The 13483-nt window shown below is 54.1% G+C and carries 14 protein-coding genes; 6 read left to right on the forward strand and 8 right to left on the reverse strand.

The genetic code is table 11. From position 1 onward, the window contains the following. Positions 1-217: 217 nt before the first annotated feature. The 3 genes from rpsI to zapE all read right to left on the reverse strand — a co-directional run bounded on the left by rpsI (position 218) and on the right by zapE (position 2481). Complete coding sequence (gene rpsI / locus L370_RS17430; protein ID WP_003860436.1) at positions 218-610, reverse strand: 30S ribosomal protein S9; 393 nt, start codon at positions 608-610, stop codon at positions 218-220. Between the two features lie 15 nt (positions 611-625). Then, entirely contained in the window at positions 626-1054 is a 429-nt protein-coding gene (gene rplM / locus L370_RS17425; RefSeq protein WP_006178824.1) for a 50S ribosomal protein L13, read from the reverse strand. Between the two features lie 302 nt (positions 1055-1356). After that, positions 1357-2481 carry a cell division protein ZapE gene (zapE, locus tag L370_RS17420; protein ID WP_023333625.1) on the reverse strand — a complete coding sequence of 375 codons (1125 nt, stop codon included), beginning with the start codon at positions 2479-2481 and terminating at the stop codon, positions 1357-1359. A gap of 189 nt (positions 2482-2670) precedes the next feature. On the opposite strand from zapE, the gene zapG reads away from it, so the two are divergent. The 3 genes from zapG (at position 2671) to degS (ending at position 5767) form a co-directional block, all read left to right on the forward strand. Next, complete coding sequence (zapG, locus tag L370_RS17415) at positions 2671-3069, forward strand: Z-ring associated protein ZapG (protein WP_008502832.1); 399 nt, start codon at positions 2671-2673, stop codon at positions 3067-3069. A 171-nt stretch (positions 3070-3240) separates the two neighbouring features. After that, positions 3241-4608, forward strand: a complete 1368-nt coding sequence (degQ, locus tag L370_RS17410) for a serine endoprotease DegQ (protein WP_023333626.1) — start codon at positions 3241-3243, stop codon at positions 4606-4608. Between the two features lie 91 nt (positions 4609-4699). Continuing rightward, positions 4700-5767, forward strand: a complete 1068-nt coding sequence (gene degS, locus L370_RS17405; RefSeq protein WP_023333627.1) for an outer membrane-stress sensor serine endopeptidase DegS — start codon at positions 4700-4702, stop codon at positions 5765-5767. Between the two features lie 57 nt (positions 5768-5824). On the opposite strand, the gene mdh is transcribed toward degS, so the two are convergent. Beyond that, positions 5825-6763 carry a malate dehydrogenase gene (gene mdh / locus L370_RS17400; RefSeq protein WP_023333628.1) on the reverse strand — a complete coding sequence of 313 codons (939 nt, stop codon included), beginning with the start codon at positions 6761-6763 and terminating at the stop codon, positions 5825-5827. Positions 6764-7160: 397 nt separating this feature from the next. Here mdh and argR point away from each other — a divergent pair, with 397 nt between their 5' ends. The 3 genes from argR to yhcN (L370_RS17385) all read left to right on the forward strand — a co-directional run bounded on the left by argR (position 7161) and on the right by yhcN (L370_RS17385) (position 8648). Next, the gene (gene argR / locus L370_RS17395) at positions 7161-7631 is read left to right on the forward strand and encodes a transcriptional regulator ArgR (protein WP_023309388.1); all 471 of its coding nucleotides are present in this window, start codon (positions 7161-7163) and stop codon (positions 7629-7631) included. A gap of 375 nt (positions 7632-8006) precedes the next feature. Continuing rightward, on the forward strand, positions 8007-8270 hold the full coding sequence (yhcN, locus tag L370_RS17390; protein ID WP_023333629.1) for a peroxide/acid stress response protein YhcN: 264 nt from the start codon (positions 8007-8009) through the stop codon (positions 8268-8270). A 111-nt stretch (positions 8271-8381) separates the two neighbouring features. Then, positions 8382-8648 carry a peroxide/acid stress response protein YhcN gene (gene yhcN / locus L370_RS17385; protein ID WP_023333630.1) on the forward strand — a complete coding sequence of 89 codons (267 nt, stop codon included), beginning with the start codon at positions 8382-8384 and terminating at the stop codon, positions 8646-8648. A 61-nt stretch (positions 8649-8709) separates the two neighbouring features. Here yhcN (L370_RS17385) and L370_RS17380 read toward each other — a convergent pair whose 3' ends face one another. The 4 genes from L370_RS17380 to aaeA all read right to left on the reverse strand — a co-directional run bounded on the left by L370_RS17380 (position 8710) and on the right by aaeA (position 13478). After that, complete coding sequence (locus L370_RS17380) at positions 8710-8982, reverse strand: barstar family protein (protein WP_023333631.1); 273 nt, start codon at positions 8980-8982, stop codon at positions 8710-8712. Between the two features lie 45 nt (positions 8983-9027). Further along, positions 9028-10482: an NAD-dependent succinate-semialdehyde dehydrogenase gene (locus L370_RS17375; protein ID WP_023333632.1), complete on the reverse strand. Its 1455-nt coding sequence runs from the start codon at positions 10480-10482 to the stop codon at positions 9028-9030. A gap of 90 nt (positions 10483-10572) precedes the next feature. Continuing rightward, positions 10573-12540 (reverse strand): p-hydroxybenzoic acid efflux pump subunit AaeB, encoded by a 1968-nt coding sequence (gene aaeB / locus L370_RS17370; protein WP_023333633.1) that lies wholly within the window; start codon positions 12538-12540, stop codon positions 10573-10575. A 5-nt stretch (positions 12541-12545) separates the two neighbouring features. Continuing rightward, positions 12546-13478: a p-hydroxybenzoic acid efflux pump subunit AaeA gene (gene aaeA, locus L370_RS17365; protein WP_023333634.1), complete on the reverse strand. Its 933-nt coding sequence runs from the start codon at positions 13476-13478 to the stop codon at positions 12546-12548. Positions 13479-13483: the final 5 nt, after the last annotated feature.

Raw genomic sequence — 13483 nt, forward strand, 5'->3', positions numbered from 1 at the left:
TGTTCAAGAAACGAACAAAAATCGAGTATTCACCGATATTTGGGCAGAAAATTGGATGATAGTTTACCAGATTTTGATGGCTTTGTGGTGAGGGGATTCTGGAAATGTGGAAAAAGAGAAGATATATGCATGGAGATTGTGGATAACCTGCGCATTATCCATAAAAAAACCCGCCGAAGCGGGTTTTTCGCCAATCGTTCTGCGTAAGCAGAATGGATTAACGTTTGGAGAACTGTGGACGACGACGTGCTTTACGCAGACCCACTTTCTTACGTTCAACCTGACGCGCGTCACGAGTAACGAAGCCAGCTTTACGCAGTTCAGAACGCAGGGATTCGTCGTACTCCATCAGAGCGCGGGTGATACCGTGACGGATCGCACCTGCCTGACCGGAGATACCACCACCTTTAACGGTGATGTACAGATCCAGTTTTTCTACCATGTCAACCAGTTCCAGCGGCTGGCGAACTACCATGCGGGCAGTTTCGCGACCGAAGTATTGTTCCAGAGAACGCTGGTTGATTACGATTTTACCACTGCCCGGTTTGATGAAAACGCGAGCTGCGGAACTTTTGCGGCGACCAGTGCCGTAGTATTGATTTTCAGCCATTGCCTATAATCCCGATTAGATGTCAAGAACTTGCGGTTGCTGTGCCGCGTGGTTGTGCTCGTTGCCTGCGTAAACTTTCAGTTTACGGAACATAGCACGACCCAGCGGGCCTTTTGGCAGCATGCCTTTAACCGCGATTTCAATCACACGCTCAGGACGGCGAGCAATCATCTCTTCAAAGGTCGCTTCTTTGATACCACCGATGTGGCCGGTGTGGTGATAGTACACTTTGTCAGTACGCTTGTTGCCGGTAACAGCAACTTTATCAGCGTTCAGAACGATGATGTAATCACCGGTATCAACGTGCGGAGTGTATTCCGCTTTATGCTTACCGCGCAGGCGACGAGCCAGTTCAGTAGCCAGACGGCCCAGAGTTTTACCGGTCGCGTCAACAACATACCAGTCGCGCTGTACGGTTTCTGGTTTAGCTGTAAAAGTTTTCATTAAAAGCTTACCCAAATAATAAGTTACACGTTGGTGAACACCCAAACGTTTAGTCAGTTGAGGTTCACACGACAAAGTCCGGCAAACCTACCCCTTCGAATAGCTAATGCCGACACATAGAAAGTTTCGGGAAAAAAACCTTCTCGTAACGTGGGGTCGCAAGATTATAGAGAAGTTGAGGTCAAAGATCGACCCTTAAATGTGATTTGGAATGGGTTTTTCGAGGGTGTGGCAAATGCCGGGTGGCGGCTTCGCCTTACCCGGCCTACAAGGTTCCCTTCTCAGGGACAGGGTAGCATTTTTTACGGCATATGCTCCAGCTTCAGGTATTCCTCGCTCTGCATCTCCTGCAGGCGCGACAGGCAGCGCTGGAACTCAAACTTCAGCCGCTCGCCCTGGTAAATCTCATATAAAGGTACCTCGGCGCTGACCACCAGCTTGACGTGGCGCTCATAAAACTCGTCCACCAGCGCAATAAAGCGCCGTGCTTCACTCTCCATCAGCCGCGTCATTACCGGTACATCCAGCACCATCACGGTGTGGAACAGTCGCGAAAGCGCAATGTAGTCGTGCTGGCTGCGGGCATCCACGCAAAGCGTCGTAAAGGAGACCGCCAGCGTTTGGTTTTCGACACCGAGGGTGGGCAGCGGGCGATGGTTAATCTCGAGTTCCGGGGCGTGCTCGCGTTTTGTTCCCGCCAGCGCCAGCCAAAGTGCATCCATCTCGCGGTTGGTCTCTGCATTTAATGGCGAAAGCCACAGGTGCGCCTGGGTCAGCGTGCGCAGACGATAATCGACGCCGGCATCGACGTTCATGATGTCACAATGCTGTTTGATAGCATCGATGGCGGGCAGGAAGCGTGCCCGCTGCAAGCCGTTACGATAGAGCTCATCCGGCGGGATATTCGACGTGGCCACCAGCGTGATACCGCGGGCAAATAACGCTTTCATCAGGCCGCCTAACAGCATGGCATCGGTGATGTCAGACACAAAAAACTCATCGAAACAGAGCACGTCCGTTTCCGCCTTGAACCTGTCGGCCACAATCTCCAGCGGATCGCTCTTGCCCTGCAGTGCGGTCAGCTCTTCATGCACCCGCAGCATAAAACGATGGAAGTGCAGACGCTGTTTACGTGCGCCAGGCAGGCTCTGGTAGAACATGTCCATCAGCCAGGTTTTACCACGTCCGACCCCGCCCCACATATAGAGACCGCGAACCGGCGCATAAGCCTGTGGCGCTTTTTTACCGAGCAACCGCCCAAATGCCGCCTTTAGCCCACCGTTCTGTTCAACTTCAGCGGGTTTTGCCGTGAGCTCCTGATAAATCATCTCCAGACGGTTTACCGCCTCACGTTGGACGTCATCAGGCTGATGAGTGCCCTCGTTAAGGGCCAGTTGATATCGCGATGCAGGGGACAGGTTTTGCATAATCTTATTGTTATTCCTTCAATTAACGCACACCAGCAGACGTGACTGATGAAAAAAAGGCCGTTCTACACTACGCGATGATACGTCAGGATTCCACTTCTGCAGAAATAGCGGTTATAGTGGCATTATCAGGCACAGGCAGGAGCCGAGCCAACACCCTACGGAACAACAAGACAACGGGAGAAGTTCATGACCTGGGAATATGCGCTAATCGGTTTAGTCGTCGGCATCGTCATCGGTGCTGTGGCCATGCGTTTCGGTAATCGCAAATTGCGTCAGCAGCAGTCACTGCAGTACGAACTGGAAAAGAACAAAGCCGAGCTGGAAGAGTATCGTGAAGAGCTGGTCAGCCATTTTGCCCGTAGCGCCGAGCTGCTGGACAATATGGCGACCGACTATCGTCAGCTGTATCAACATATGGCAAAAAGCTCCAGCAGCCTGCTGCCGGAAATGACCGCGGAAACCAACCCGTTCCGGAACCGTCTGGCTGACTCTGAAGCCGGTAACGATCAGGCGCCCGTTCAGATGCCTCGCGACTATTCCGATGGCGCGTCCGGCCTGCTGCGCGGCGGTGTAAAACGCGATTAATCGCACAACCTGAATTTATTTTACGGGCGCAGCGATTGCGCCCGTCCTTTCTTGATGACCCCAGCTATCATTTAGTTAAACACCTCATTGTTCAGCGGTTTAAAATTCAATAACATCAACGTGTTTTTGGGGCCGTTTTTCCTTTATTCCAGGTTACGAGAGTCAACATCGATGAAGAAAAAAAACCAGCTGTTGAGCGCTATCGCGTTAAGTGTCGGGTTATCTCTCTCGGCGTCCGTCCCTGTATTCGCCGCCATTCCCTCCCAGGTGCCTGGTCAGGCGGCCATTCCAAGCCTCGCGCCAATGCTGGAAAAAGTGTTGCCTGCGGTCGTCAGCGTTCAGGTCGAGGGCACCGCAGTACAAAGCCAACGCGTCCCTGAAGAACTGAAAAAATATTTTGGCGATGAGGCTCCTGACCAGCAGGCTCAGCCTTTTGAAGGCCTGGGCTCAGGCGTCATTATTGATGCAGCAAAAGGTTATATTCTGACCAACAATCACGTCATCAGCCAGGCCGATAAAATCAGCGTCCAGCTGAACGATGGCCGTGAATTTGATGCCAAAATGATTGGCGGCGATGACCAGAGCGACATCGCGCTATTGCAGGTTCAAAACCCAAGCAACCTGACCCAGATTGCCATCGCGGATTCCGACAAACTGCGGGTCGGCGATTTTGCCGTCGCCGTGGGCAACCCCTTTGGCTTAGGGCAAACCGCCACCTCCGGGATTGTCTCTGCGCTCGGGCGCAGCGGCCTCAATCTCGAAGGGCTGGAAAACTTTATCCAGACCGATGCCTCAATCAACCGTGGGAACTCCGGTGGAGCATTGCTTAACCTTAACGGCGAGCTGATTGGGATCAACACGGCGATTCTGGCACCGGGCGGCGGCAGCATCGGGATCGGTTTTGCCATCCCCAGCAATATGGCCAAAACGCTGGCGCAGCAGCTCATCCAGTTCGGTGAAATCAAACGCGGGCTGCTGGGTATAAAAGGGATGGAGATGAGCGCGGATATCGCAAAAGCGTTCAACATCAACGTACAGCGCGGGGCGTTTGTCAGTGAAGTGCTGCCAAACTCCGGCTCGGCAAAAGCGGGCGTGAAGTCGGGTGATGTGATCGTCAGCCTGAACGACAAACCGCTGAGCAGCTTTGCAGAACTGCGTTCACGAATTGCCACAACGGAACCTGGCGCCAAAGTGAAGCTGGGCCTGATACGTGACGGTAAGCCGCTTGACGTTGAAGTGACGCTGGATAAGAGCACCTCTTCCTCGGCCAGTGCGGAGCTTATCGCCCCGGCGCTGCAAGGGGCTACGTTGAGCGACGGGCAGCTGAAAGACGGTACGAAAGGCATTAGCATCGACACCGTCGAGAAGAGCAGCCCCGCCGCACAGGCTGGATTGCATCAGGATGACGTGATCATCGGTGTAAACCGCAATCGCGTGCAGTCCATTGCCGAACTGCGCAAGGTGCTGGAAAGTAAACCGGCGGTGATTGCCCTGCAGGTCATGCGTGGCAATGAGTCCATCTATATTCTGTTGCGCTAAGCATTTGCGACCCGGACATCACCGCTGCGTGTGATGTCCGGATAACTCATGTTATGCTGCAAATCGTTCCTTTTTTAACGACACGCGCATCATGCTTTTAAAGCTCTTACGTTCTATTGTCATCGGTTTGATTGTCGCTGGCCTACTGCTGCTGGCGCTGCCGTCTTTACGTCAGTTCAATAAACTGTCGGCTCCCCAGTTCGATAGCACGGATGAAACGCCGGCCACCTATAACGGGGCCGTCCGCCGTGCCGCACCTGCCGTGGTTAATGTCTATAACCGTGGTCTGAATACCTCAGCCCACAACCAGCTGGAGATCCGTACCCTCGGCTCTGGCGTGATCATGGACGAGCGCGGCTACATTATTACCAACAAGCACGTGATTAACGATGCCGACCAGATTATCGTCGCTCTGCAGGATGGCCGCGTGTTTGAGGCGTTACTCGTTGGGTCTGACAGCCTTACCGACCTGGCCGTCCTTAAAATTAACGCGACGGGCGGTTTGCCGGTTATACCGATAAACCGTAAGCGTACCCCGCATATTGGTGACGTCGTAATGGCTATCGGCAACCCTTACAACCTCGGCCAGACCATCACTCAGGGGATTATCAGCGCGACCGGTCGTATTGGTCTGAACCCCTCCGGGCGACAGAACTTCCTGCAAACCGATGCCTCAATCAACCACGGTAACTCCGGTGGGGCGCTGGTCAACTCGCTGGGCGAACTGATGGGCATCAACACCCTCTCGTTCGATAAGAGTAACGACGGTGAGACACCGGAAGGGATCGGCTTTGCCATTCCGTTCCAGCTGGCGACCAAAATTATGGATAAGCTGATCCGCGATGGCCGCGTGATCCGCGGCTATATCGGTATTGGCGGGCGCGAGATAGCACCGATGCATACCCAGGGCGGCGGTATCGATCAGATTCAGGGCATCGTGGTTAACGAGGTGGCGCCGGGTGGTCCGGCGGCCAACGCGGGGATTCAGGTCAATGATGTCATCGTGTCGGTCAACGGCACGCCAGCGGTCTCTGCGCTGGAGACGATGGATCAGGTGGCTGAAATTCGCCCGGGCTCTATTATTCCTGTCGAAGTCATGCGCAACGATAAGAAACTAACGCTCCACGTAACCATTCAGGAATACCCGGCCACGAACTGACAGGCATAAAAAAACGGAGCGATACGCTCCGTTTTTTTTACCGGGAGACGGGTCGTTTTACTTGTTAACGAACTCTTCGCCCAGGGTGATATCTTTCTTCAGCGTATCCAGCATGCCTTCCATCGCGTGTTTTTCAAACGCGCTCAGGGTACCAATAGATTTACGCTCTTCGATACCGTTTTTACCCAGCAGCAGCGGCTGAGAGAAGAAGCGAGCGTGTTCGCCATCGCCTTCAACGTAAGCGCATTCAACAACGCCTTTCTCGCCCTGCAGAGCACGAACCAGTGACAGACCAAAACGCGCAGCCGCCTGGCCCATAGACAGGGTTGCAGAACCGCCACCCGCCTTCGCTTCTACCACTTCGGTACCCGCGTTCTGGATGCGTTTGGTCAGGTCAGCCACTTCCTGCTCGGTGAAGCTTACGCCAGGGATCTGGGACAGCAGAGGCAGGATGGTGACGCCAGAGTGACCGCCGATTACCGGAACTTCCACTTCTGTTGGCTGCTTGCCTTTTAGCTCAGCAACGAAGGTGTTGGAACGGATGATATCCAGCGTGGTCACGCCGAACAGTTTGTTTTTGTCGTAAACACCCGCTTTCTTCAGCACTTCTGCCGCGATAGCGACGGTGGTGTTCACCGGGTTAGTGATGATACCGATGCATGCTTTCGGGCAGATTTCTGCAATCTGCTGCACCAGGTTTTTCACGATGCCCGCGTTGACGTTGAACAGGTCTGAACGATCCATGCCTGGCTTACGCGCCACGCCTGCAGAAATCAGCACCACGTCGGCACCCTGAAGTGCAGGACGTGCATCTTCACCGGAGAAGCCTTTGATTTTTACAGCGGTCGGGATGTGGCTCAGGTCAACCGCCACACCTGGGGTTACCGGAGCAATATCGTACAGGGAGAGTTCTGAGCCTGAAGGCAGTTGGGTTTTCAGTAGTAGGGCAAGCGCCTGGCCGATACCACCAGCAGCGCCGAGGACTGCGACTTTCATCCTAAACTCCTTATTATGGTTAACTTAAGTATCTGTAAATCCGTTGCGGCGACCATAATTCAGCAAGTAAATAATTACAATTTTCGTAGCTAAAGAATTTGAGGTCACGCGACTTTATCTCTCACCAGAAGACTATCTGACGACAGAGGGCAACGCATTAAGAGGTGGTTACAATACACCCTGCCCCGCCACCAAAACAACATCATTTTGATAACATTTAATTTACTTTTAAGCTTATTTGCGCGGCGTGACCCAGGCATGTTTTCTGATAACGAAATCTGATAAAATCACTCCCTTTCATAACATTATTTCAGCCTGGCGCTGAGTAGATAATTTGCATAAAAATTCATCCACATGCATAATAATGTTGTTTCTATCGTCATATTCCGGGTGACTTATGCGAAGCTCGTCTAAGCAAGAAGAATTAGTAAAGGCGTTTAAAGCGCTACTTAAAGAAGAGAAATTCAGTTCTCAGGGAGAAATTGTTCAGGCGCTGCAGGAACAAGGCTTCGATAACATCAATCAGTCGAAAGTCTCCCGCATGTTAACGAAATTTGGCGCGGTGCGTACCCGTAACGCCAAGATGGAGATGGTCTATTGCCTGCCGGCAGAACTTGGCGTGCCGACCACCTCCAGCCCGCTCAAGAATCTGGTTCTGGATATCGATCATAACGATGCCGTCGTGGTGATCCACACAAGCCCTGGTGCCGCACAGCTGATTGCCCGCATGCTGGACTCGCTGGGTAAAACGGAGGGTATCCTCGGGACTATCGCTGGCGATGACACCATCTTTACCACACCGGCTAGCGGTTTCTCCGTGAAAGATCTCCACGAAGCGATTCTGGTTCTGTTCGAACAGGAACTCTAATCCCCTCTCCCCGTAGCGCCGCTGCGGGGATCGTTCTGCTTCCGCTGCGTTTCCCCCTCTTTTCCACTGCCCTTCACTTTGACAAATAGTGCTTTTTACCACCTATTAGCATTCATCTGGTGAATGCTAAATCAAAAAAACGCACAAAAAATCAAAAGCTCATATCCATATGATTTAATTAGATATAACCATCAATCACGAACAAAAAACGCTCAATATTATGCAATTTGGTTATAAAAAACAGACTGGTTAACACGTAATAACAATGGAAACCATTAGTCTGGTATTAATTTTTACCGTTATTAGTGTATACTTGATTTTGTGATGAGGGTCACGAAACAAGACCCCACTAAAAAATTCGACGAGGTAAGAATCATGAAAATCAAATCAACTGTAGCGGCGCTGAGCGTCCTGTCTGTCCTGTCATTCGGTGCTTTCGCGGCTGACGCTATCAATGCTGATCAGGCGCAATCCCGCCAGGCCATCGGTACGGTTTCTGTCGGCGCGGTCGGCACATCGCCAATGGACATGCATGAGATGCTGAACAAAAAAGCGGAAGAACAGGGTGCATCATCCTATCGCATCATCGAAGCGCGTTCTGGTGACCACTGGCACGCCACCGCTGAGCTGTACAAATAAGTTTTAGTAATAACTGAAAACGTAAATCTCCACTCAACGGCACCAGGCATAAAAATAGCGGTTCAACCCTTCTCGCCGTTGAGTAAAAAACCCTATTCAGGAGTAAAGACTATGAAAACCAAATTGATCATCGCAACCCTCGGTCTGGCATCTGTTCTCTCTTTCGGCGCAAGCGCAGCCGTACAGCAGGTGAATGCCGACCAGGCACAAAATCTACAGCGTATGGGCAGCATCTCCGTAACGTCTGTCACCGGTTCACCGATGGATATCCGTCACGAACTTGCCGCCAAAGCTGAAAAAGCAGGCGCCAGCAGCTATCGCGTCACCGAACTGAATCAGGGTGACCACTGGCATGCAACGGCAGAGCTGTATAAATAAACCCTCGTCGTATCTCATCATACGACTTGCCCCTGGCCTCATGGTCAGGGGCTTTTTTCATTCAATGCCGCGCGTTAAAGCGCAGCTGCCCTTCAAGCTCTTCTTCCGCTTCATCAAACAGCAATATCAGCGCGCCAAAACGTCTGCGAAGCTTGTCGGGCAAATGGATGAACTCAACTTCCAGCGGTAGCGGCAACTGACTGCCGGTGACCACGTCCCACAGCGTATCCAGATTCGTCACGCTTTCCCGTTCAAGATCAAACACCCGGATAAATTCACGGTAGAAGTCTTCCTGACTGTCGATCTCGTCAAAATCAAACGTATAGGTTTTCATTGCCAGCCACCCAGTCCAGGCGAGCGGCAGATGCCGCCCTGTCTATTATAATCCCCCAATATGCAGGGTTTTAACTTCCAGATACTCTTCCAGCCCCAGTACGGAGCCCTCTCGTCCAAGGCCTGACTCTTTCACGCCGCCAAAGGGACCGAGCTCCGTGGAGACGGCGCACTCGTTAATGCCGATCATCCCGCTCTCGATGGCCTGTGAAACGCGGAAGACCCGTGAGAGGTTCTGGGTGTAGAAGTAAGCCGCCAGCCCATACGGCGTATTGTTGGCGCGCTGGATGACTTCGTCTTCCGAGGTGAAACGGAAGCACGCCGCCACCGGGCCAAACGTCTCTTCTTCTGCCAGCTTCATGCCTTCATGGCAGTCGCCCAGTACGGTTGGCATCCAGAAATTCCCGCCAAGCGGATGGGGCTTACCGCCAGCCAGTACGGTTGCGCCCCGGGCAACGGCATCGTCGACATGCTCACGCACCTTGTTGACCGCAGAAGGTTCAATCAGCGGCCCGACGACCACCCCCTCCTCAAGACCATTACCCACCTTCAGGGCATTCACCGCATCGGCGAGCTTATTCACAAATTTGTCGTAGACGGTTTCCTGAATATAAAAACGGTTCACGCTGACGCAGACCTGCCCGGCATTGCGGAACTTGTTGGCGATCGCTCCCTTAACCGCTGCGTCGATGTCCGCATCTTCAAAAACGATATACGGGGCATTTCCCCCCAGCTCCATCGAGACTTTTTTCATGGTTTCTGCGGCGTTACGCACCAGCGTTTTGCCGACGGAGGTTGAGCCGGTAAAGGAGATTTTACGCACGTCGCGGCTTGCCATGATTGCATCGCTGATTTCATGCGTATTCCCGGCCACGGCATTGAGAACACCGTCGGGCACTCCGGCCTGTTTCGCCAGCGTAAGCAGCGCAAAGGCGCTGAGCGGCGTGTTATTGGCCGGTTTGATCACACCGGTGCATCCTGCTGCCAGCGCCGGGCCTAACTTGCGGGTGAGCATGGCCATCGGGAAGTTCCACGGCGTAATCGCCGCGACCACGCCAATGGGTTCACGGGTCGCCAGTATGCGTGAGCCGGGTTTGATCGGCGGAATAATTTCACCGTTCGCGCGTTTGGCCTCTTCGGCAAACCACTGGATAAAGCTGGCAGCGTACTCGACTTCTCCCTCCGCCTCTTTCAGGGGTTTACCCTGTTCGGTGGTCATTAACCGCCCGAGCCAGCTTTTATTCTCAATAATCAGTTCGTACCAGCGGTAGAGAATGGCCGAGCGTTCCTTCGCGGTTTTGGCACGCCATGCCGGGAAGGCTTTGGTTGCAGCTGCGATCGCTTCTTCAGTTTGCGCTTTACCCGCTTTCGCAACTTTCGCGATTACCTCACCGGTCGCGGGATTCAGCACATCAAAGGTTGTATCCAGCGTTTTCCAGATTCCGTTGACCAGATAACCGGTCTGAAAAAGGATGTGGTCCTGAAGCGCCTGGGTCGTCATGTGTTCTCCCTTTCTGAAATGTAAGAACGTGCTGGAATAAGTATAGCCACAAAAAAACCGACGCTTTTGGCGTCGGTTTTTTTACTTCTGTCAGTTATCCGTGAGGGCATTCTGGTAGCGATGCAGCATAAACACCAGCCGACCTACCGGCTCGGTCACCTGAGGCGGTGCCTCCCAGTGCTTGAGCTTCTCCTGGTATATATCGAGCTCTTCAAGCAGCTGCGTAAAGTAACGACGCCGTTTATCATCGCTGCTGGCGGAAAGCACGTGATCGGCGGTAAGACGCAGCTGGCGGTGCCAGGCCGACAGATCGTCGTTGATCGGCACGGGGGCGTTACGCAGACGCTGGTGCGCGATGATCATGGTTAACGCCAGGCGGAACTTCGCGATATCGCCCGGGAACTTGTTCAGCAGCAAAAACAGCTGCTGGTAAAGCGCGGGCAGGTGGTTCTCTTTACGGCGCGCGGTGTTGGTTGTCATCGACGACACGGCAGCCGACACGAACTGGTTCAGCAGCACGCGGCCCGTTCTTGCCTGCGAGTTATCCCGAACCAGCAGTATCACCATCATGGCCAGGAAACAGCCCACCAGCTGACCTAACGCGCTGTCGAGAAACTGGCTGAAATGGAAGGTCATTGGGTTATCAAGCACGATGATGTTAATCGTACTCGCCAGCGCCCCCAGCGATCCCAGGCGCCGCTTTTGCACTTCAATGCCGATAAAGAACGCCATTACCGCGAGGCTAATACAGAGCAGCAGCATGCTCTGTTGCGTCGACGGGATGATGACCAGGAAATAAAGTGCCCCTATCGGCAGAGCGGCAATGGTGCCGTAGAGGAAATCAATGGCGACCATACGCGGGTTAGGCAGACGCATCGCCAGTGCGGTCACGACGGCAATCATCACCATTGCGCCGCTGCCGGACGTCCAGCCCGTCCACAGCCAGAACAACGTGCCGAGCATGCAGGCAAGCGTCGTACGCCAGAAGTTAACCATGGCGTGATGGCGCTCGGCGGACTCCGCCTTGATCACCACTTCGCCCTGCAACACTTCTTCTTCCGCCGCGCTGATTTTGGTATTCCCGATCACGCCGCGCTTCAGCAGCAGGTAGCGCGTCGCGGCGCCGACCCAGGTGTAGATAGTTACCGGCGTGTCGCGCTCCCCGGTCCAGGCGATAACCCTGCGCATACGCTTCAGCTGCTTGTGCACGTCCTGCACCGTTTCTACCGGCTCTGCGAACAGCTCGCGGAACGTATCGGTGACCACTTCCGGGCGGGTGTTCTGAATCAGATAGGTTTCACATGCCTGGGTAATCAGCGTCAGAGAGACGGTGTTGAGGGCTTTCAGGCGACGATTCGCGCGAGCCCAGCGCGAGGACTCCATATTAAGGTTGCTGCGCATCCCTTCCAGCGCCTGCGTACGACGTACCAGCCCGCTCCAGGCTTTATCCACCTCTTCGCTGTCACCGTGCTTAATACACAGCTGCATCAGCTGATACTGGGCAACAATCAGCGCATCAAGCTCACGGTCAACCTCCTGCTTGATGGAGCGCGGGGAGAAAAGCAGGTCAGCGACAATCGCACTGACAATACCAATCACAATTTCGCTGCAGCGCTCCACCGCAAACTGCGGGGCGAGCAGCGGTTCAGACTGAATGGTGATGATAATAATTAGCGCGGTATAGCCCGCCAGCCCCCAGGCGTAGGAGTTCTCCACTTTCACCAGAGACGAGATCCAGGTGCAGAAACCCGCCCAGATGCAGCAGACCATCAGCATCAGCAGCGGGGTGCGGATCATCAAAATAATAATGGTCAGCGCCGCGAAACAGCCGATAAACGTCCCGATGATACGCAGCATCCCGCGATAGCGGATCGCGCCAGAATAGGGCTCCCCGCCCGCAGCGAAGGCAGGCCCCGCCGCGACAATGGCGGCCGTTAACACCGCCCAGCGAGGGGTTTCAAGCTGGAAGTGGAAGCCGACAAACAGCGCCAGCACAATGGCGCACGCCAGCTTCACGGCGAAGCGAATGTGCTGGCTGGCGATGGAAAAGATACCCATGGCGATTAACCAAACTCGCGCAGGCGGTGGGCAATTTTACGGAAGAACGAGTCCTGGCTGGCATCCCGGTCCTTTTCACCGGTGATGACCACCGTCGCCGTGGTACCCGCAGGCCACAGATTTCCCTGCTGTTCATCCAGATGGATGCGCACCGGCACGCGCTGGGCCAGACGCACCCACTCCAGGTTGGAGTCTACCGTCGCCATCCCTTTGGCATCGTTAGAACTGCTGGAGTTAGTCACCCCAGCGGCAACACTGTCGACGGTACCTTTAATGACGCGGTTGCTGCCCAGCGGCGTAATTTCCGCCCGGAAACCCGGACGCACACCTTCCAGCTTGGTCTCTTCCATATAGGCGAGCACGTAGAAAGAGTTCTGTTTAACCAGCGCCACGGCGGTTGAACCACGGGTAATGAATTCCCCGGCATAGACGTTCAGGTTGGTCACCCAGCCATCGGACGGCGCGCGGATCACGGTGCGTTCGAGATCGAGCTTCGCCAGATCGCGCGTTGCCTGCGCTTTCGCCAGCTGGTGCAGCACGGTTTGCAGCACGTTGTTGGACTGGTCAATCTCTTCGCGGGACATTGCCTGAACGCCCAGTTGATTACGACGGCCTGCCTCGCGGCGTTTCTCCGCAGCCAGCGCCTGGTAATAGGCCACGTCCGCTTCCGCCTCTTCCAGCGCTTTCTGATAACGAGGCTGGTCGATGGTGAACAGGACCTGATCTTTCTTCACCAGTTGGTTATCGTGGACGTTGACCGCCGTGATAAGACCGGCCACGTCAGGGGCTATAGCCACCACATCGGCGCTGAAGCGTGCATCACGCGTCCACGGTGATTCGGTGTAATAAACCCAGGCGCGGAAAATAGCGATGAAGGCGAGGATAACCAGCGCCATCGTGATGGCAGTGCGGGAGATTTTTCTTGTTAGCGTTTTCACATCAA

The organism is Enterobacter sp. MGH 24 (genome assembly GCF_000493015.1).
Classification (GTDB): Bacteria; Pseudomonadota; Gammaproteobacteria; order Enterobacterales; family Enterobacteriaceae; genus Enterobacter.